17 protein-coding genes and 1 pseudogene are annotated in these 19,869 nt (G+C 72.4%); 12 read left to right on the forward strand and 6 right to left on the reverse strand.

Annotated elements, in window-relative coordinates; all coding sequences use genetic code 11:
• Positions 1–171: 171 nt before the first annotated feature.
• The 4 genes from Pme01_RS28315 to moeZ all read left to right on the forward strand — a co-directional run bounded on the left by Pme01_RS28315 (position 172) and on the right by moeZ (position 6,701).
• Positions 172–2,931, forward strand: coding sequence for a hypothetical protein (locus Pme01_RS28315; RefSeq protein WP_168117938.1), 2,760 nt, complete (start codon positions 172–174; stop codon positions 2,929–2,931).
• 87 nt (positions 2,932–3,018) lie between these two features.
• Positions 3,019–4,089 carry an alpha/beta fold hydrolase gene (locus Pme01_RS28320; protein ID WP_168117937.1) on the forward strand — a complete coding sequence of 357 codons (1,071 nt, stop codon included), beginning with the start codon at positions 3,019–3,021 and terminating at the stop codon, positions 4,087–4,089.
• Between the two features lie 148 nt (positions 4,090–4,237).
• On the forward strand, positions 4,238–5,410 hold the full coding sequence (locus Pme01_RS28325) for a DUF3152 domain-containing protein (protein ID WP_168117936.1): 1,173 nt from the start codon (positions 4,238–4,240) through the stop codon (positions 5,408–5,410).
• A gap of 112 nt (positions 5,411–5,522) precedes the next feature.
• Positions 5,523–6,701, forward strand: a complete 1,179-nt coding sequence (gene moeZ, locus Pme01_RS28330; RefSeq protein WP_168117935.1) for an adenylyltransferase/sulfurtransferase MoeZ — start codon at positions 5,523–5,525, stop codon at positions 6,699–6,701.
• Positions 6,702–6,836: 135 nt separating this feature from the next.
• Here moeZ and Pme01_RS28335 read toward each other — a convergent pair whose 3' ends face one another.
• Both Pme01_RS28335 and proB read right to left on the reverse strand, forming a co-directional pair.
• A complete protein-coding gene (locus Pme01_RS28335) occupies positions 6,837–8,090 on the reverse strand; it encodes a glutamate-5-semialdehyde dehydrogenase (protein WP_168117934.1) in 1,254 nt (417 codons plus the stop codon).
• A gap of 134 nt (positions 8,091–8,224) precedes the next feature.
• Positions 8,225–9,325 carry a glutamate 5-kinase gene (gene proB, locus Pme01_RS28340; RefSeq protein ID WP_203935934.1) on the reverse strand — a complete coding sequence of 367 codons (1,101 nt, stop codon included), beginning with the start codon at positions 9,323–9,325 and terminating at the stop codon, positions 8,225–8,227.
• Positions 9,326–9,387: 62 nt separating this feature from the next.
• On the opposite strand from proB, the pseudogene Pme01_RS28345 reads away from it, so the two are divergent.
• Positions 9,388–9,678: pseudogene (locus Pme01_RS28345) on the forward strand (MGMT family protein); the annotation flags it as partial.
• Positions 9,679–9,689: 11 nt separating this feature from the next.
• Here Pme01_RS28345 and Pme01_RS28350 read toward each other — a convergent pair.
• The gene (locus tag Pme01_RS28350; RefSeq protein WP_239088516.1) at positions 9,690–11,099 is read right to left on the reverse strand and encodes a gamma-glutamyltransferase; all 1,410 of its coding nucleotides are present in this window, start codon (positions 11,097–11,099) and stop codon (positions 9,690–9,692) included.
• 227 nt (positions 11,100–11,326) lie between these two features.
• Here Pme01_RS28350 and Pme01_RS28355 point away from each other — a divergent pair, with 227 nt between their 5' ends.
• Complete coding sequence (locus Pme01_RS28355) at positions 11,327–11,881, forward strand: NADH-quinone oxidoreductase subunit B (RefSeq protein WP_168117957.1); 555 nt, start codon at positions 11,327–11,329, stop codon at positions 11,879–11,881.
• A gap of 69 nt (positions 11,882–11,950) precedes the next feature.
• On the opposite strand, the gene Pme01_RS28360 is transcribed toward Pme01_RS28355, so the two are convergent.
• A complete protein-coding gene (locus Pme01_RS28360) occupies positions 11,951–13,249 on the reverse strand; it encodes a hypothetical protein (protein ID WP_168117930.1) in 1,299 nt (432 codons plus the stop codon).
• Positions 13,242–13,814, reverse strand: a complete 573-nt coding sequence (locus Pme01_RS28365; RefSeq protein ID WP_168117956.1) for a SigE family RNA polymerase sigma factor — start codon at positions 13,812–13,814, stop codon at positions 13,242–13,244. The genes Pme01_RS28360 and Pme01_RS28365 overlap by 8 nt, the downstream gene beginning before the upstream one ends.
• A 238-nt stretch (positions 13,815–14,052) precedes the next feature.
• On the opposite strand from Pme01_RS28365, the gene Pme01_RS28370 reads away from it, so the two are divergent.
• Complete coding sequence (locus Pme01_RS28370) at positions 14,053–14,808, forward strand: NADH-quinone oxidoreductase subunit C (protein WP_168117929.1); 756 nt, start codon at positions 14,053–14,055, stop codon at positions 14,806–14,808.
• A 1-nt stretch (position 14,809) separates the two neighbouring features.
• Complete coding sequence (locus tag Pme01_RS28375; RefSeq protein WP_168117928.1) at positions 14,810–15,772, forward strand: complex I subunit 1/NuoH family protein; 963 nt, start codon at positions 14,810–14,812, stop codon at positions 15,770–15,772.
• Between the two features lie 24 nt (positions 15,773–15,796).
• Here Pme01_RS28375 and Pme01_RS28380 read toward each other — a convergent pair whose 3' ends face one another.
• Complete coding sequence (locus Pme01_RS28380; protein ID WP_168117927.1) at positions 15,797–16,369, reverse strand: Uma2 family endonuclease; 573 nt, start codon at positions 16,367–16,369, stop codon at positions 15,797–15,799.
• 67 nt (positions 16,370–16,436) lie between these two features.
• Here Pme01_RS28380 and Pme01_RS28385 point away from each other — a divergent pair, with 67 nt between their 5' ends.
• From Pme01_RS28385 to Pme01_RS28400, 4 genes are all read left to right on the forward strand, one after another.
• On the forward strand, positions 16,437–16,979 hold the full coding sequence (locus Pme01_RS28385) for a NuoI/complex I 23 kDa subunit family protein (RefSeq protein ID WP_168117926.1): 543 nt from the start codon (positions 16,437–16,439) through the stop codon (positions 16,977–16,979).
• A 116-nt stretch (positions 16,980–17,095) separates the two neighbouring features.
• Positions 17,096–17,623: an NADH-quinone oxidoreductase subunit J family protein gene (locus tag Pme01_RS28390; RefSeq protein ID WP_373315544.1), complete on the forward strand. Its 528-nt coding sequence runs from the start codon at positions 17,096–17,098 to the stop codon at positions 17,621–17,623.
• The gene (nuoK, locus tag Pme01_RS28395; RefSeq protein WP_168117924.1) at positions 17,624–17,968 is read left to right on the forward strand and encodes an NADH-quinone oxidoreductase subunit NuoK; all 345 of its coding nucleotides are present in this window, start codon (positions 17,624–17,626) and stop codon (positions 17,966–17,968) included.
• Positions 17,965–19,836: an NADH-quinone oxidoreductase subunit 5 family protein gene (locus Pme01_RS28400; protein ID WP_168117923.1), complete on the forward strand. Its 1,872-nt coding sequence runs from the start codon at positions 17,965–17,967 to the stop codon at positions 19,834–19,836. Before nuoK ends, Pme01_RS28400 begins: the two co-directional genes overlap by 4 nt.
• Positions 19,837–19,869 lie beyond the last annotated feature (33 nt).

Below are 19,869 nucleotides of genomic sequence, written 5' to 3' on the forward strand. Positions count from 1 at the left end.
ACGCACAACGGCGCGCCCTGGCCGGCCAACGGCTCGTCCGGGGAGACACATCCCGGTTGGCGTCAGTATCGCGCAAGTGGGGGCTGGCCGCCCGTCGGCTCGGCACACGTACCCGGCGACAACACGTCCGTCCGGGGTCGTGCCGAACTGCGCGCACCGTACGACGATCTGATGGCGCCGGTTCCGTCGGTGGGACGCCACCCCGACCAGGCCGTGGTCGACGGCGGCGCGCAGCGCCCCACCAACGGAGCGGTCCGACCGCTGAACCTCGCGGAGCAGCAGTACCTCGCGGAGCAGCAGTCGATCGAGGGAGTTCCGTACGTCGATCAGGGCTTCGCCGGATCCGGCGTGGATTTCTTCCCGCCGTACCCCGCCGCCGACCCCGACCCGGAGGCCACCACCCGCATCTCGGAGCCGCCGGCCGCGCCCTCGTCGCCGGCCGCGTCCTCGTCGTCCGACGCGCCCGCGCGGGCGGCGGCCGCCGCCCGCCCACCGCTGTCGCTCGTCCCGCCGTTGGCCGAGCCGCCGGTACCGGGTGTCGACGCGGCGTCCCGTCCGGTCAGCCCGGCCGCGACCATGTCGCCGTTCAGCCCGCTGGAGTCGTCGTCCCAGCCCGTCAACCCGGCGGGCGTCGCGCCGGTGGGGCCGAGCGCGTTCTCGGGGGCCGAGGCGTTCCCGCCGGGGCTGGACCCGTACCCCACCGGCGGCCAGTCCATCGCCGGCTCGTCCGGCCCGGGTTTGTCGGGGCCGGGTTTTTCAGGTTTCGGCTCGTCGGGCCACGGCTTGGCCGGCCCGGGCTCGTCGGGCCCGGTTGACCAGCCGGTGACCGGCTGGCCGGCGCGGGAAGGATCCGACGCACCGATCGGCCCCGCCCTGCCCGAATCAGCCCTGCCCGAGTCCGTTGCGGCCCGCCCGCCGGCTCCGGAGTCCGCCGGGTACCCGGTTCCCGAGCCCGCCACGTACCCGGTTCCGGAGCCCGCGACCTACCCGGTGCCGGAGCCGGCCACGCAGCCGGCGCCGCCCACGTCAGCCCCGCCTGCGGCCGTCACGTCCGCGCCGCCCGCGTACGAGCCGTACGACCCGGCACCGGAGGAGAGGCACGGGTACGGCTTCCCGCCGCTGCCGGACGCACCCGCCGCCTCGGCCGGGCGCCACGCCGGGCCGGCCGGCGAGCCGCATCCCGACCAGTCGGAGCAGCAGTCCGGCCAGGTACCCGCGCTGAGCGGGCGGCACCACGGCGAGGAGCCTGCGGACCGCTCGCCCTGGGCGCCGCCGACGCTGCCTCCGGGGTACGAGCGCATCCCCACGGCGCGCACCGCGCCGCCGCCCGAGTACGAGGAGGGGCCGGTCTACCGCGAGCCTTCCCCGTCCGCCAGCCGCGCGGCGGCGCAGCCGGCCGATCCGGCCGTGTCCGGCCAGCTCAGCGGTCGTGCCGTTGCCGCGCAGTACCAGGCCGGCCAGCCCTGGCGTGAGCCGCGCTGGTCGGAGGGGCCGGGTCGGTCGGAGGGGCCGGGTCGGTCGGAGGCGGCGCGCCAGCCGGAACCGTCCGGCCGGGCGGAGGTGTCCGGTCGAGTGGAGGTGCCGCGCCAGCCGGAGGCGCCGGGGCCGCAGCCGTCCCACCCGGACGAGCCCGGCCCGTCGGACCGGGCGGAGCCGGTCGCCGGCGATCCGACGGTCCCGCCGGTACTGCCCCAGCGAGTGCCCGCCGAGCCCGACGTGCCGGCCGTACCGGCCGTACCGGCGATCGAACCGGAGCCCATCGCGCAGTCCGCCGCCACTCCCGAGCTTGCCCGTATCGCGACCTACCTGCGCGACGAGGACGAGGAGAGCGACGGCGACGCCGAGCGCCCCGACGGCTTCGACGTGCCGGCGGTGCTGGCTGCGGTGCGGGGCGTGGCGGGCGTACGCGACGCCCATGTGCGTACGACCGCGAACGGTGGCCACACGCTGCGACTGGAGCTGTCCGAGGACGCCGACCCCGGGCAGGTCAGCCGGGCGGTCACCCGGTTGCTCAACGAGCGCATGGGGCTGGACGCGGAACCCAATGACGAGCTGTTGCGCCCACCGGCGCCCACCGGCGCCCACGGCGGCGAGCGTCCGACCGGCCCCGTCGTTCCCGGCCGGCGCCGCGCCCTGGAGGACGACGGCGAGACCGGTGCGGAACCCGGCGCAAAGAAGAACAGCGAGGCGGATCCGCAGGCCGGTGTCACCGCCGAGAGCCGGTCGGCGCCGACCGCCGACCCGCCGGAAAACCTGCCGGTGCCGGTGGAGCCGGATCCGGAGGAACCGACCGGAGGCGCGTATCCGGGCCGCAGGGGTGCCCTCGAACGCGGGGTGACCGAGGCCCGGCCACTCGGCGGTAGGGGCGCCCGGAGCCGGGTCCCGGACGTCGGCGGCCGCCGGGTGCAGCGGCGCGCCGGCGAACCCCAGCGCCCCATGGAGCCACAGCGGGGTACCGAGCGGCAGCGGACCGCCGAGCAGCGGCGGGATTCGGTGCCGGCGCACCACCCGTTGCCCGGCGGCGCCGGTGCGGCCCGGGTGGTGCTCGACCAGGTGGAGGTCGGTACGCAGGGTGCCGACGCGGTGGTCGAGGTGCGGCTGTCCGCGGACGGCGGTCCGGCCGTCGGGGTGGCCAGTGGTCCCGCGTTCGACGGTTACGTGCTGCGCCTGGCTGCGGTCGCTGCGGCCAACGCGATCGACGAGTTGCTGACCGGCAGCGGCGGCGCGTCCCGGGCGCGGTGCTTCATCGAGAACGCCACGGTCGTACCGATGGGAAGCTGCGAGGTCGCGGTGGTGGTGCTCCTGCTGGCGCACGGCGGCTGGGTCGAGGAACTGTCCGGCTCGGCGGTGGTCAACGGCGACCAGCGGCAGGCGGTCGTGCGGGCCACGCTCGCAGCGGTCAACCGGCGACTGGAGGCGCTGCTCTCCTAGGGGAATCAAGCGGCGCTTAAGAAGCAGGGCCCCCGCCCTTAGGGAAAGTTAACGGCAAGTCAGTTTCGGGCGAGGGAGTATGGGGCCATGGAGGCCGCGCGCCTGGCACCCGAGGATGTGCTACCGGCGTCGGAGGGGATAACTCCGGCATGGCCGGGGCGTTCGGTGGCCGTGGACGGCGCAAACATCCACGTGCGGGACACCCCTGGGCGGTCCGCGACCGTGGAGCCCGCAGTGTACGTGCACGGCCTGGGCGGATCCTCGCTGAACTGGACCGACCTGGCCGGCCTGCTGGCCGACTACCTTGACGGCCAGGCGATCGACCTGCCCGGTTTCGGTCGTAGCGACCCGGCGCGCAGCTACACCGTGACCGCGTTCGCCGATCGGGTCATCCGCTGGATCGAGCACTCCGACCGGGGCCCGGTCCACCTGTTCGGCAACTCGCTGGGCGGTGCGGTCGCGGTGTGCGTCGCGGGTACCCGCCCCGAGCTCCTGCGCTCGCTCACGCTGGTATCGCCGGCCATGCCGTTCCTGGACCCGCGGCGTTCGTTCCACGGCCGGCTGCTGCCGCTGCTACTCATCCCGCGCGCCGACTGGCTGGCCGCCCGGCGGCTGGCCGCGATCGACCCGGCCGACCTGGCCCGGATGGTGATCGAGAGCTGCTTCGCCGATCCCAGCCGCTTTCCCGAGCAGCGCTTCGCGGAGGCGGTGGAGGAGGCCCGGCTGCGGTACACGGTGCCCGAGTACACCAGCGCCTACGTACGCACGCTGCGCAGCCTGATCCTGAGCTTCGTGCGGGCCTACCTTCCCGGCTCGGCGTCCCTGTGGCAGGTCGCCCGGCGGATCAGCACGCCCACCCTGGTCATCGGTGGTCAGCGGGACATGCTCGTCGATGTACGGGTCGCCGCACAGGTCGCCCGTACGATCCCCGACAGCCGCCTGCTTACTTTGCACGACGTGGGGCATGTCGCGCAGATGGAAGCTCCCAGGATGGTCGCCCGTGCGGTCCTCGGCATGCTGTCCGAGGCCAGTTCCGTGAAGTTGGTGCCCAGGACGGGCGCGAGTGAGCGGCCCAAGCGGGCCCGCCGCAACACCAAGTCCAAGCGTGACATCCCGTTCGGTGGCGGAATCACTCCTGCTGGTGAGGCCGCCGGATGATATCGGGGTACCTGCCACATACGGTCGCCGTACATGGCAAGCTGGCTCCCCGATGAGCCACGGCGCGACGAGAGAACCACGGGGACGTCGCTCAGGCAGCGCACGGCCCACCCGAGACGAGGCGACACCGGGTACGCATCCCGGTGAGATGACCGATCCGGAGCCCGCGCCGGATCCGGAAGGCGACGGTCGGACCCCGGCTGTGCCCCCCCAGTCGGGGCACTTCGACACCCGTACGTCCGGCGGGTCGAACAAATCCGGACGGTACAAGCAGGGCAGCCGCCTCCCGCGCGACCGGAAGGCGACCCGACGGCGGCCGACGTCGCCGGACCCGGAGCCGGAACCGGCGGACGAGACCGGGCCGACCGACGAGACCGGGCCGATCGACGAGACCGGACCGGCGGATAAGACCGACTCGATCGACGAGCCGGCCGCCGAGCAGACGACCGAGCCGGCAACGGAGCCGACGGATGGGCCGGACGAGCCGGCCGCCGAAGCGGCTTCCGATCCGGCCGATCCGGCGACGGAGGAGCCGGCCGCCGCGGGTGGCAGGGGCCGGAGCGCCGTCATCGTCGGGGTGGTGCTGCTCCTGGTCGCCGCCGGTCTCGGCGGCTCCATCTGGGGCAGCGGTCTGCTCAACCGGTCGTCCGGCCGCCCGACCGTACAGTCGCGGCTGCCCGCGCGGCCCATCCCCACCCTGGCCGGGGCGGCCGGGGCGAGGCCGTCGCCGTCGCTGGCGCTGGCGCCCGCGATCGTGGACCGCGGCGCCGGCACCTTCACCGAGGTCCAGTCCGCCGGTCCGGTCCTCGGCACAGCCGGCGTGCTGCGCCCGTTCCGGGTCGCGGTCGAAGACGGCATCAACGAGAACCCGAACGCGTTCGCGGCAGTCGTCGACCAGGTGCTCGGCGACCCGCGGAGCTGGATCGCGAGCGGCCAGTTCCGGCTGCAGCGGGTCCCGGCTTCCGCGCCGGCCGAGTTCACCGTCTTCCTGGCCAGCCCGACGACCTCGGAGGCGATGTGTGCGGTGGGCGGTCTGTCGACCGACAAGTTCACCTCCTGCCGGCTACCCGGCCAGGTGATCGTCAACGATGCGCGCTGGCTGACCGCGATACCCGACTACGGCGCACCCCTGGAGGTGTACCGGGCCTACGCGGTCAACCACGAGGTCGGCCACCAGCTGGGGTACGGCCACGAGGCGTGCGTACAGCCCGGTCAGCCCGCGCCGGTGATGCAGCAGCAGACGTACGGTCTGAACGGCTGCCTGGCCAACTCGTGGCCGTACCTGGGTGGCCAGCGCTACGCCGGCCCGTCCGTCCCCTGACCACCCGTTCGTCCCGAGGTTCGGACCGGGTAACGGAGGTCACCTGGGTCTACCGCGATCACGAGGCAGAATGGGTGGACGGACAGCAGTCCATTGACGGAAAGGCACGCCTGTGTCACTGCCACCGCTCGTCGAGCCGGCCGACGAACTGACGATCGACGAAGTCCGGCGCTACTCGCGTCACCTGATCATCCCCGACGTGGGGATGGCGGGTCAGAAGCGGCTCAAGAACGCGAAGGTGCTGTGCGTCGGCGCCGGGGGTCTCGGCTCGCCGGCGTTGATGTACCTGGCGGCGGCCGGCGTCGGCACGCTCGGCATCGTCGAGTTCGACACCGTCGACGAGTCCAACCTGCAGCGCCAGATCATCCACGGCCAGTCCGACATCGGCCGGCCGAAGGCGGACTCGGCCCGCGACTCGGTACGGGAGATCAACCCGTACGTGAACGTGATCGTCCACAACGAGGCGCTGAGCAACGACAACGTGCTGGAGATCTTCGCCCAGTACGACCTGATCGTCGACGGCACCGACAACTTCGCTACCCGGTACATGGTCAACGACGCGGCCGTGTTCCTGAAGAAGCCGTACGTGTGGGGCTCGATCTACCGCTTCGACGGACAGGCCAGCGTCTTCTGGGCCGAGCACGGACCCTGCTACCGCTGCCTGTACCCGGAGCCCCCGCCGCCCGGCATGGTCCCGTCCTGCGCCGAGGGTGGCGTGCTCGGCGTGCTGTGCGCGTCGATCGGGTCGATCCAGGTCAACGAGGCGATCAAGCTGCTCGCCGGCATCGGTGAGCCGCTGCTGGGCCGGCTGATGGTGTACGACGCCCTGGAGATGACCTACCGGTCGGTCAAGGTACGCAAGGACCCCAACTGCGCGGTCTGCGGCGAGAACCCGGCCGTGACGGAGCTGATCGACTACGACGACTTCTGCGGCGCTCTCTCCGACGAGGCGAGCGCGGCGGCGATCGGGTCGACGATCACGGCTCCCGAGCTGAAGGGCTGGCTCGACGCCGGCAAGTCGATCCACCTGGTCGACGTCCGGGAGCCGGCCGAGTGGGAGATCGTGCGGATCCCCGGAGCGACGCTGGTGCCGAAGGGTGACATCCTCTCAGGTAGCGTGCTCGCGGACCTGCCGCAGGACAAGCAGATCGTCCTGTACTGCAAGAGCGGTGTCCGCTCGGCCGAGGCGCTCGCCGCGGTGAAGGCGGCCGGCTTCAAGGACGCCGTTCACGTCCAGGGTGGGGTCTCGTCCTGGGTGAAGAGCGTCGATCCTTCGCTTCCTTCGTACTGAACGGCTCCGGCCTGACTGAATCGGCGTCGACCACGGTGACCGTGGTCGACGCCGATTCAGTCAGGTGGCCTCGGCGCGGCTCGTTGCTGTCGGTTGGCGCAGCGGCGTCAGGCGCGCGAATTGCGGCCTGCGGGGTCAGCGGACCTGACCGGTGCCGGTCACCACGTACTTCGTCGACGTCAGTTCCGGCAGCCCCATCGGCCCGCGGGCGTGCAGCTTCTGGGTCGAGATGCCGATCTCGGCGCCGAAGCCGAACTCCTCGCCGTCGGTGAACCGGGTCGACGCGTTGACCATGACGGCCGCCGCGTCCACCCGCGCGGTGAACTCGCGCGCCGCGGGCAGCGAATGGGTCACGATCGCCTCGGTGTGGCCCGATCCGAACCGCGCGATGTGCGCGACCGCGGCGTCCAGCGAGCTGACGATCGCGGCCGAGAGGTCCAGCGACAGGTACTCGGTGTCGAAGTCCTCGTCGGTGGCCGGGATGACGGTCACGCCCCGGCGGTCACCGACCTCGACCACGTCCGCGTCGCCGTGCACGGTCACCCCGGCGTCGCGCAGCGCCGGCAGTGCGCGGGCCAGGAACGGCTCGGCGACGGCCCGGTGCACCAGCAGCGACTCGGTGGCGTTGCACACCGATGGGCGGGAGGTCTTCGCGTTGAGCAGGATCTCCAGCGCCATGTCCAGGTCGGCGTCGGCATCCACGTACACGTGGCAGTTGCCGACCCCGGTCTCGATGACCGGTACGGTCGACTCCTCGACCACGGACCGGATCAGCGAGGCCCCGCCGCGCGGGATGAGCACGTCGACCAGGCCGCGGGCGCGCATCAGCTCCTTGACCGAGTCACGGCTGGACGCGTCGACCAGCTGCACCGCGTCGGCGGGCAGCCCGGCGCCGTCGAGCGCGTCGCGGAGCACGGCCACGATCGCCGCGTTGGAGCGCGCCGCCGAGGACGAGCCGCGCAGCAGGACCGCGTTGCCGGCCTTCAGGCACAGGCCGGCCGCGTCGGCGGTGACGTTGGGGCGGGCCTCGTACACGATCCCGACGACGCCGAGCGGCACCCGTACCTGCCGCAGTTCGAGCCCGTTGGGCAGCGTCGAGCCGCGTACCACCTCGCCGACCGGGTCGGGCAGGTCGGCGACCTTGCGCAGACCGCCCGCCATTCCTTCGAGCCGGTACTCGTTGAGGGAGAGGCGGTCGAGCAGCGCCGCGCTCATGCCGGCGTCACGGCCGGCGGCGAGGTCACCCTCGTTCGCCGCCAGAATCTCGGGAGTACGCCGAACCAGCGCGTCAGCCATGGCCCGCAGCGCGGCGTCCTTGGCGGCGCGGGTGGCCGTGGCGAGTACCGCGGACGCGGCTTTCGCCCGTCGTCCCTGCTCCTGCACGGACATCGTTTTTCGCTCCCTCTGTCTGTCGCGCTCGTCCTGTCGCGCTGTGCCTTGATCCGTGCAGTTTCGCCGGAACTGCTGCTATTCGGCGACGAGTAGCAGCAGTCCGGCCCAGACTGCTGACTGCTTCTGGGTGCTCATAGAAGCACCAGGTCGTCGCGGTGGACAACCTCTCGTTCGTACCCCGGACCCAGCTCCGCCGCCAACTCCGGGGTCGAGCGGCCGAGCAGCCCGGGCAGCTCGGTGGCGTCGTAGTTGACCAGCCCGCGGGCCACCGGCCGCCCCACGTTGTCGACCAGGTCGACCGGGTCGCCCGCGGTGAACCGCCCGTCCACGGCGGTGATGCCGGCCGGGAGCAGGGAGGCGCGGTGGTCGACCACCGCGCGTACCGCCCCGGGGTCCAGGTGCAACCGGCCACGGGGGTTCGTCGCGTGGGCCAGCCAGAACAGGCGGGCCGCCGGCCGCTGCCGTACCTGGTGGAAGAGCGTGCCCACCTCCTCGCCGGCCAGCGCCGCGGCCGCGAGTGGCGCGGAGGTCAGGATGACCGGGATGCCGGAGCTGGTGGCGATGCGGGCCGCCTCCACCTTGGTCACCATCCCGCCGGTACCGACGCCCGCGCGGCCGGCCTTGCCGACGGAGACGCCGGCCAGGTCCTCGTCGCCGCGCACCTCGGTGATCTTCTGAGTGCCCGGCTTCGACGGGTCGCCGGTGTAGAGCGCGTCCACATCGGACAGCAGGATCAGCAGGTCGGCGCGGACCAGCGCGGCCACCAGGGCCGCCAGCCGGTCGTTGTCGCCGAAGCGGATCTCCTCGGTGGCGACGGTGTCGTTCTCGTTGACGATCGGCACGGTACCGAGGTCGAGCAGGCGGCGCAGGGTCCGGTACGCGTTGCGGTAGTGCGACCGCCGGGTGACGTCGTCGACGGTGAGCAGCACCTGGCCGACCGTCTTCTCGTGCCGGGTGAACGACTCGGTGTACGCCTGCATCAGCAGCCCCTGGCCCACGCTGGCCGCCGCCTGCTGGGTCGCCAGGTCACGCGGTCGCCGGGGCAGCCCGAGCGGGGCCAGGCCGGCGGCGATCGCGCCGCTGCTCACCAGTACGGTCTCCGCTGGGTGGCCGGCGAGGGCGTCGACGAGCGCGTCGACCCGCTGCCGGCACAGCCCGCCGGCGGCCGTGGTGAGCGACGACGAGCCGATCTTGACCACGATCCGACTGGCTGCGGTGACCTGTACGCGCACGGTGCCCATTCTGGCCCGCCGTTGATGTCGGTGATCCGCGGGATCCCATATCGTGACCGGTCGTGGACGATTACGTCGAGGATGTCCTCGCCCTGGTGGAGCGCATTCCGGCCGGACGGGTGATGTCCTATGGTGCGATCGCCGACTGGGTGGGGCGGGGTGGACCACGGCAGGTGGGGACGGTGATGGCGCGCTACGGCGGGTCGGTGCCGTGGCACCGGGTGGTCACCGCGAACGGCCGGCTGCCGCCCGGCCACGAGAGCGAGGCCCTGCGGCGGCACGCGGCCGAGGGTACGCCGATGCGCGGTGAGCGCGTGGACATGCGGGTGGCCGCGTGGGCTCCACCGGGTGGGTGGCGCGGAGATCAGGCCGGGCGGCCGACGCCGCCGCGGCGCGGATCACCGGCCGCACCGGCCCGGCCGACGGCACTCGCCCCGCCGAAGTAGTGGTCCACCCGGTCCCACCAGCGGATCTCGTACCCCGCGGAGGAGAGCGCGGTCACCTCCGCGGCCGGGTACCCCGGCTCGACATGGGCCACCGGCGCGTCAGTGTCGGGGTCGACGACCACGTGGAACCGGGGGTGGTTGATCGCGGCGGTCATGTCGGCGTCCTTGACCAGGACGTTGACGAGCGTGTGCACCAGGGCCGTCCGGATCCGCGACGCCCCGGCCGAGCCGGCGGCGACCACCAGATCACCGCGCTCGTCGGTCACCACCAGCGGGCACATCATGGAAGGCATACGCCCGCCGGGCGTCAGGTCCGCGGTGATCAGCTCACCCTCGCCGAGCATCGAGTTCAGGTGTACGCCCAGGCCGGGCAGCCACACGCCGGAGCCGAGCCCGAGCGTCGTCGTGATCACACAGGCGTTGCCGGCGAAGTCGACGACCGAGATGTTGGTCGTATCGCCCACCCGTTGCCGGCCGTGGTTGCGCAGGGCTTCGGCCAGGGCGACGGCCCGACCGCCGGCCGGGAGTTCGCTCAGGTCGGGCGGCAGGACCGCGATCGTCGGGATGGTGTTGTTGAGGTCGCGGCGGCCGAACACGTTGGCGCCGGCCAGCGACGCGTGCTCCACGGGGAGCTCGAGTACCCGGTACCCGGCCAGGTCCGCCGGCCCGATCGCGCCGCCGCCGGCGCGGACCGTCTTGACCAGCTGCTCGCCGATCCAGCCGGTGTAGAACACCTCCGGTCCGTCGTTGGCGAGCGCCGTCAGGGCGACGTCGAGACCGGGATGGAAGAGCAGATCGCCGCCCTCGAGCAGCTTGCCGCCGGGGGAGTAGATGGCGGCCCCGACGCCGGGGATCATGGCGGGCGCGATCGAGACGAGCGTGCGGGCCTGCGCGGCGGGCAGCACCACGCCGCTGCGGGCGAGGGTGACCGCTGGGGCGACCACCCGCTGCCAGGGCAGCCGGCCCCACCGCCGGTGCACCTCGCCGATGCCTGCGGGCACGCCGGGCACCGCGACGCTGGCCTCGCCGATCGAGTAGCTCATGGTGACCCCGCCGAACGTGACGTCGATCGGCACCATCGGGCCGGGTCGGGCGTTGCCGTCGAGGCCCGGTATCGCGCAGAAGAAGTCCAGGCAGGTGACCTCGCCCGAGGCGGCGTCGTAGTAGGTGGCGAAGCCGCCTCCGGTGATACCGGTGAGCACGCTCTCGGCGACGCATCCGGCCAGTACGGCCGCGACGGCGGCGTCGGCGGCCGAACCCCCCGCGTGGAGCACCCGCAGGCCGACCTCGGCGGTTGCCGGGTGGCCGGCCGCGACACCAGCGGGCACGGGCCTCGCCTCCTCTCTCGGCCTCCGGCTGCTCGAGGCGGCCACCGTGCGGCCGGAGGACACCGGGCCGGCCAGGTCAGGCGCCAGTGCACTAGTGCTCACGGCGGGCAGCGTAAAACCATCCCCCGACATCCGGGAGGGGTCCAGGGCAAAGCCGGTATGAGAGGCGAGAGGTCGTGACCTTTCGGCCAGCATCGGTGGTGGTTAACCTGGGCATTGTGACCGCATTGCCTGGTGTCCTCGGTGAGCCGATCCGATTCGTCCTGAACTGGGGCCGCAAGTACTCGCTGTGGGTCTTCAACTTCGGGCTGGCCTGCTGCGCGATCGAGTTCATCGCCACCTCGATGGCCCGCCACGACTTCATGCGGCTCGGAGTCATCCCGTTCGCCCACGGACCGCGCCAGGCCGACCTGATGGTCGTCTCCGGCACCGTCACCGACAAGATGGCGCCGGCGATCAAGCGGCTGTACGACCAGATGCCGGAGCCCAAGTACGTGATCAGCTTCGGCGCGTGCAGCAACTGCGGCGGCCCGTACTGGGACTCGTACTCGGTGACCAAGGGCGTCGACCAGATCGTCCCGGTCGACGTGTACGTACCCGGCTGCCCGCCGCGCCCCGAGGCGCTGCTGCACGGCATCCTGCGCCTGCAGGAGAAGATCGCCGGCGAGCAGGCCGGCATCGGCGGCGTGTCCCGCCCCGACCTGGGCGCCGAGGCCGAGCGCCGGGCCCGGCGGGACGTGGCCGCGCTGTCCGCCCCGCCGGTACGCCCACCGCAGGAGTAGCTGCGCGTGGGTTGAGCTCCGGCGGTGATCCGGGGTGGTGGACCGCGCCCCGGATCACCGCCGTGCCGATCAGGCGACCCGGACGGCCGGAAGGCCGAGCGCGTTGTCCGCCCTGTTGGGATCGAGAAGCGTCCGGATTCCGGGCTGCTCCTCTTGAAGCTCGACCCACACCATCGGTTCCCGCAGCGACGGGTTCGCCTCGGAGGGCAGCACCGCGTCGTTCGCCGTTGGCGAACTGAGGGTGAACGTGTATGTGCGGAAGGCGCCGGCCGCGAGCGCCGGCAGGTGGCACTCGATGTGGGCGCGGCGCGTGGTGGTAGCCGCCACATCCTGGCAGCCGGATACGGCGGAGCTGAGCCGCACGGGGGCCGGCAGGCTGTCGTTCTGACCGCCCGTGGAGGTGGGGTCCTGGGTGAGATAGGCGGAGATGTCCACCCACAGTCCGGGGGCTTGCTGGGAACCCTTGTTCGACACGGTCACGGTGAAGGAACTCGTCCGCATGCCGCCCCGGACCGGTCCGAACTCCAGACGGTCGACTGACGAGGTGATGGACAGATCGTTGGCCGGCGATGCGGGATGGAACTTCGTCGGCCCGCCCGTCTGCTGGAACCGGTCGCCGGTCCAGGCATACGTGCGCCACTGGTGCTCGGCCATCTGGGAAGTGGTGCCGCAGCACACGTGGATGTCGCCGACCTCGACGTTCACTGAGCCGTCGGCCTCACCGCGCACGGCGAACACCTCCTGGATGCCGTTGTCCGTGCTGACCACCCGGCCGAACGTGACGATCCCGCCGTTGGCGTCCCGGTCGAAGACCACCACCTGCTTGTCACCGCTCTGGGCGACGCACCCCAGGAGGGAGATCGTTTCCTTGGCGCCGTCGTGGTCGACGTCGGCGTAGGCGACGTTCAGGATCATGGTGTGGAAGCCCAGTTCACCGGCTGGTGTGCTGCCGTCGGTGAACTTCTGCTGTTTGGTGGGGCAGAACCTCCCGGAGCCACCCGCCGGCCAGGCCGGGATGTCCAGCGTGGCGTTGCCCAGCTCGGCCAAGCTGATCTTGCCGTCCGGTGCCGGCGGTACAGCTGACGAGCTGGTCGAGGGGGAAGCCGACGCGGACGGATTCGGCGTGCCCGACCCGCCCGGCTGCACGGAAGCCGGGGGGCCGCCCTGGCGGCCGGTGAACGCGAAGGCGGCGACCGGCGCCATGATCACCAGCGCCGCGGCCACTCCGACCACCGCCGTGCGGGTGTTACGGCGACGGCGGGCGATCGCACGTACCCCGGCGATGTCCTGGCTTGGTGCCACGGTGCGGGCCTCCTCGTGGAACTGGGAGAACGCCTCCCGCAGGGTCAGATCCTCGAACTCAGACATCTCGTACCTCCGCCTGGGTGTCGGTCAGCGCGGCGGCGAGAGCCGCCCGCCCACGATGCAGCCAGGACTTCACGGTTCCGTCGGCGACGCCCTCCTGGACGGCGATCTCGGCGACGGACATGTCAGACAGGTAGTGCAGGACCACGGCACGCCGCAGCTTGGGCGGCAGCGTGGCCAGGGCTGCGGTGAGCGCCACCCGGTCGGGCGTCGGGCCCTTCACGTGCTCTTCACGCTGGCGGCGGGCGAACGCGTTGAACGTGCGCAACTGCCGCCATCGGCTGGTCGCGAGGTTCCAGGCGACCCGGCGTACCCAGGCGGTCGGGTCGTGGTAGCGGGACAACTTCTCCCAGCGCGGCAGGGCCCGGGCGAACGCCTCCTGCACCACGTCCTGCGCCTGGGCCATGTCGCCGGTGTATGCGTAAAGCTGCACGACCAACCGCTCGAAACGGGCGGCGTAGAACGCGTCGAAGCCGGTCGCCGGATCGTCGGCTGGGTTCCGTACCGGCGGCCGCCGGCCGTCCGGCGGCGCACCCTCCGGCCCGCCCTCGTCGGCTGCGAACTGCATTGTGGTCACTCCTGCTCCTCCCCGGAAGCCTGTACGTGCCTGACACGCGCGGTCCGGGGGATCGGTTGCGGTTGCCCGATCACGAATGTGGATGTGTCCCGGGAGTATCAGCCGACGGGGACGCGGGTGGCGGAAGACCGGCCGGGTCGCGACGGGTTGCCGTCGGACCAGGGGACCTCGGTGGCGCCGCTGCGGACCGCAGGGTTGGCGGGCGCCGCCGGGACCATAGGATCGGCCCATGACGCCGGAAGAAGTGGGCGCCCGGCTGGCCCGACTGCTGGGTGAGGACGACGAGGCCGCGACCACGGTCACCCTGTCGGGCGGGAACGGATGGGCGCGCGGCACCGTCGACGTGCCGCCGGCCCGATGGCGCGACGCCCTGCGGGCGGCCCGGGACGACGCCGAACTGCGATGCGACTTCTTCGATTGGCTGTCCGCGGTCGACGAGGTGGAGAGCGGTTTCCGGCTGGTGTGCCACCTGTGGTCGACCAGCCTGCGCCACGGCCTCCTGATCCGCGCCCTGATCGGCCGGGACGCCCCGGCGATCGACTCGGTCGTTGATCTGTACCCGGGCGCGGCCTGGCACGAGCGGGAGACCCACGAGATGTTCGGCATCGACTTCCCGGGCCACCCGGGGTTGACGCCGCTGCTGCTGCCGCCGGAGTTCGAGGGCCACCCGCTGCGCAAGGAGTTCGTCTTGGCCTCCCGCGTCGCCAAGCCGTGGCCGGGCGCGAAGGAGCCGGGGGAGAGCCACGACACGACGGCCGCGAAGCGCCAGCCGATGCGGCCTCCGGGCGTACCCGATCCCAACGAGTGGGGCCCGCGGGCGGGCCAGGAGCCGGCCGCGGCGCCGGAGCGACCTCGCCGGGCGCCAGGAGCGCGCCCGGCGCCTCGCGCCCGCCCGGCGGCGCCGCCCGCCGCCGAGCAGGGCGGGACGGGCAGCCCGCCCGCCGCCGAGCAGGGCGGGACCACCGACCGGGGCGGGGAGGCCTGACATGCCGAGCTGGCTGGAACTGCTGATCCGGGTACTGGCGGTGGTCGCCGCGTTCCTCACGCTGCCGCTGATCGTCGGTCAGACCGAGCACAAGGTGATGGCGCACATGCAGGGTCGGCTCGGCCCGATGTACGCCGGCGCGTTCCACGGCTGGGCCCAGCTCGTCGCCGACGGGATCAAGTTCGTACAGAAGGAGGACGTCACGCCCCGGGAGGCGGACCGGACGGTGTTCCGGCTGGCCCCGATCGTGGCGCTGCTGCCGTACCTGCTGGTGCTCCTGGTCATCCCGCTCGGCCCGCACGGGCTGGTGGCACAGCCGCTCGACATCGGACTGTTCTTCGTCCTGTCGGTCGTCGGCATCGGCGTCGTCTCGGTACTCATGGCCGCCTGGTCGTCGGCGAACAAGTACGCCCTGCTGGGCGGCTTGCGGGCGGCGGCCCAGCTGCTCGGGTACGAGCTGCCGTTCGTCCTCGCCGCCGCGTCGGTGGCGATGGCGGCCGGCACGCTGAGCCTGTCCGGCATCGTGCACGCCTGGCAGCCCTGGTGGCTGCTGTGGCAGTTCCCGGCGATGCTGATCTTCTTCGTCTCCGGGCTGGCCGAGATCCGCCGGCCGCCGTTCGACATGCCGATCGCCGAGTCGGAGCTGGTCTTCGGCTACATGACCGAGTACACCGGGCTGCGTTTCGCGTTCTTCCTGCTCGCCGAGTACGTCGGGATCGTGGTCATCGCCGCCCTCACCACCGTGCTGTTCCTCGGCGGTTGGCGGGGGCCGTTCGCCGACGACCAGCTCGGCTGGCTGTGGACGCTGATGAAGGTGTTCGCGGTCTCGTTCGTGATCATATGGCTGCGGGTGTCGTACCCCCGGCTGCGCGAGGACCAGCTTCAGCGGCTGTGCTGGCTGGTACTGGTACCGCTGGCCCTGGCCCAGCTGCTCGTCACCGCGGCGGTCAAGCTCGCCTGGTAGGCGCCGGCGGTCACCCGTCGGCGCTCACAGGCCCGGTGGAGTGATCTCCGTGATCGGGATCTCGATCCGCCACGGTACGGGTACGTCGACGGCGTCGCGGAACTCGCCGGTCTGCCGGTAGACCTCGTCGACCAGGTCGAGCCGGTAGGTGGAGACCTCGACGCCGCCGTCGGTCTCCACCCGCCAGTAGTACGGGATGCCCGCCGCGGCGTACAGCGCCGGTTTGGTGATCCGGTCCATCAGCAGCGACGTCGGCGCGACCACCTCCATGGCGATCAGGACGTCGCGCGGAGCCAGCCGGGCCGCACGGCGCGGGTCGGCGCCGGTCAGGATCACCGCCACGTCCGGGGAGAAGCAGCGCGAGGCGCTGAAACAGACTTCGATGTCGTGCACCACCGCGTGCCCCGGCGGGCAGCGTGACCCGATCTTCGCGCGGAGCAGGGCGACGACTGCCTCGTGTAGCTGCCCGGGGTGCGGTCCGACCAGCAACGCGCCGTCGATCAACTCCCGGCGGTGCCCATCGCGTGGCAGCCGGTCGAGATCATCGACGGTCCAGCCGTCCGACGGCGGATCGTTCCAGTCGGTCCGCGGAGTCATCAAACAATGACGCTACTCCCGGCCGGTAACGGCCGGGAGTGGTCCGCGACCGGCACGGTCGGGCAGGATGGGGTACATGAACGGTGTACCAGGGGGTGGGCTGGCCAAGGGGCTCGCGGTCACGCTGAAGACGATGACCAAGCGGGCGCACACCCATCAGTACCCGGATGTGGAGCCTGACCTGCCGCCGCGCTCGCGGGGCGTGATCGCGCTGCTCGAGGAGAACTGCACGGTCTGCATGCTCTGCGCCCGGGAGTGCCCCGACTGGTGCATCTACATCGACTCCCACAAGGAGGAGGTCGTCGTACCGGGTGCGGCCCGGCCTCGCCAGCGCAACATGCTGGACCGGTTCGCGATCGACTTCTCACTCTGCATGTACTGCGGCATCTGCATCGAAGCCTGCCCATTCGATGCGCTGTACTGGTCGCCGGAGTTCGAGTACTCCGAGTACGACATCCGCGACCTGCTGCACGAGAAGGAGCGGCTGGGCGAGTGGATGCCCACCGTGCCGGCCCCGCCCGCGCACGACCCGAACGGCGAGCCGGCCAAGGAGGAGACGAGCGCCGCGAAGAAGGCGGCCCCGCCGACCCCGCCCGCCCCGTCGATCTAGGAGTAATGGCGGGACAAAACCCTCGGGCCGGGTGCCATTCTCCTAGGTCAACGAGTGAGACGGCGATCTCGCGGGAACGAGCGGCGCCGGATAGATGGCAGGATGTCGCCATGGGTATCGAGCCCGTGGATGTACTGCTGGCCGGACTGGGCGCGATCGCGCTCGGTGCCGGTGTCCTCGTCGTCTCCACCCGCCACATCGTCCGCGCCGGCCTGTGGCTCGTCGTGGCGCTGGGCGCGACGGCCGGGCTGTACCTCGTCCTCAGCGCCGAACTGGTCGCGTGGGTGCAGGTGCTGCTCTACGTCGGCGCGGTCGTGGTACTGCTGCTGTTTGCGGTGATGCTGACCCGGGCGCCGATCGGGGCGAGCCCTGACCTGGACCGGCCCCGCTGGGCCGGTCTCCTCGTCGGTGGCGGGGCCGGCGTCGGCCTGGCCGCGCTGCTGATCGACGCGTACCGGTGGAGCCGCGTCCCGCTGCCGCCGGGTACCGGCGCCACGGAGATCGGCACCGAGGTGTTCCGGACCTGGGTACTCCCGTTCGAGGTGCTCTCCGTACTGCTGCTGGCGGCTCTGATCGGCGCGATCGTGCTGTCCCGCCCCGACATCGGAGCCGCTGACACCGAGACCGGCCGACGGGAGGGCTGAATGCATCCGGTCATCCCGTACGTCGTCGCCGCCGGGCTGTTCGGTATCGGCTGCTACGGCGTGCTCGTCCGCCGCAACGCCGTCCTGCTACTGATGGCCGTCGAGCTGATGCTCAACGCGGTGAACCTGGTGTTCGTCACCGCCGATACGACCGTCCGCGCGGCGTTGCCGCACAGCGGGCAGGTCTTCGCGCTGTTCGTGATCGTGCTGGCCGCTGCCGAGGTCGGCGTCGGGCTCGCGGTCGTGCTCCAGCTGTATCGGCTACGCCGGAGCGTCGCCGTCGACGAGGTCCCCCTCGACGAGGGGGCCGGCAACTCCGAGGACGTGGAAGGGGCCCTGCGATGAGCACCGGGGCGCAGACGGCCGGAGGATTCCTGCTTCCGGCCGTACCGTTTCTGGTCGCCCTGATCGGCCTGGTGCTGCCGCGTGCGCCGCGCGCGGTCGCCGCCGCCCTCGGGATCGCCGGCGCGGCGGGCGCGCTCCTGATCGCGGTCGTCCTGGCGGCCACCGTCAACGGCCCGGTCGAGGCGTCCCGGCGCTGGGCCGACCTCGGGGATCTCCCGGTGACGTTCGGCGTCCGGCTCGACCCGGCTGCGGTCTTCGTCGCGGTCGCGGTCGGCGCCGTGGCTCTGGCGGTGCAGGTGTACTCCGTGGCCTACCTGGCCGACGACGACCGGTACGCCCCGTACGCCGCGCAGGTCAGCCTGTTCACCGCGGCCATGCTGCTGGTCGTCGTCGCCGGTGACCTGATCCAGCTGCTGGTCGGCTGGGAGGTCATGGGCATCTGCTCGTACCTGCTCATCGGCCACGACCGGCGGCTGCCGGAGGCGCCCGCCGCGGCGGTGAAGGCGTTCCTGGTGACCCGGGTGGGTGACGTCGGCTTCCTGCTCGGCATCGCCCTGCTCGGCGTGAAGCTGGGCACCTTCCGGATCACCGAGGTGCTCGCGGGCGTGCCCAGGCTGTCCGCCGGCGAGCTGACCGCGATCACGCTGCTGCTGCTTGCCGGCGTGGCCGGCAAGAGCGCGCAGTTCCCGCTGCACACCTGGTTGCCCGACGCGATGGCGGGTCCGACGCCGATCTCCGCGTTGATCCACGCGGCCACCATGGTCGCCGCCGGCGTGTACGTGGTGGCCCGGCTGTTCGGACTGTTCCGCGCCGCACCGGTCGCCCTCGCGACGCTGGCCGTGATGGCGGCGATCACGATGCTGCTCGGTGCCCTGGCCGCCTGCGCCCAGGCCGACATCAAACGGGTACTGGCCTGGTCGACGGTCAGCCAGATCGGGTACATGAGCGGCGCGCTCGCGGTCGGCTCCCCGCCCGCGGCCCTGTTCCACCTGCTCACTCACGCCGCCTTCAAGGCGCTGCTGTTCCTCGCGGCCGGCGCGGTGATCCACTCGGTCGGTACCAACACGATGGCGGCCATGGGCGGCCTGCGCCGGGGCATGCCCGTGACGTTCTGGACCATGACGGTCGGGCTGGCCGCCCTGGTCGGGGTGCCGCCGCTCGCCGGGTTCTGGAGCAAGGACGAGATCATCTCGGTCGCCTGGGCCGGGCGCGCCGACGGACCCGCCCCGGACTGGGCGGCGTGGCTGGTCTGGCTGTCGGCGGTGCTCACGGTCGCGGTCACCGGCTGGTACGCCACCCGCCTGTGGCTGCGTACCTTCTTCGGCCCGCCCCGGGGCCCGGCGGCCGAGCACCCGCACGAACCGCCGCGGGCGATGACCGTACCCGTGGTGCTCCTCGCGGTGCCCAGCGCGCTGCTCGGCTTCGCGGGCCTCGCGCCTGGGTTCATGCACCGCCTCGGCTTCTCCGGGCCGGTACACCTGACCGCCGCGCTGTTCGTACCGCTGCTCTTCGTCGCCGCCGGCGTCGTGACCGCGTGGTGGCTCTGGCGGCGCGACCCGGGAACCGACCCGGCCCGCGCGCTCGGCCCGGCGCGGCGGGTGCTGGCCGAGGCGTTCTACCTCGACGCCGTGCAGGACGCCCTGGTCGTCCGCCCTGTCGTCACCCTCGCGCGGGCGGTCCGCCGAACCGACGAGACGGTCGTGGACGGCGCCGTGGAGGCGACCGGCCGGGGCGCCGGCGGCCTCGGCGCGCTGCTCGGCCGCGCCCACCACGCGGCGCTGCCGCGGGCGGCCACCGCGGTGCTCGCCGGCGCGGTCCTGTTCGGTGTGGTGGCCGTGGCCGCGATCGCCTTCGGGGGCGCCCGATGAATCGCATCACCGCGAGTCACACCACCGCGCCGC

It is taken from the genome of Planosporangium mesophilum (assembly GCF_016863255.1).
GTDB classification, from domain to species: domain Bacteria; phylum Actinomycetota; class Actinomycetes; order Mycobacteriales; family Micromonosporaceae; genus Planosporangium; species Planosporangium mesophilum.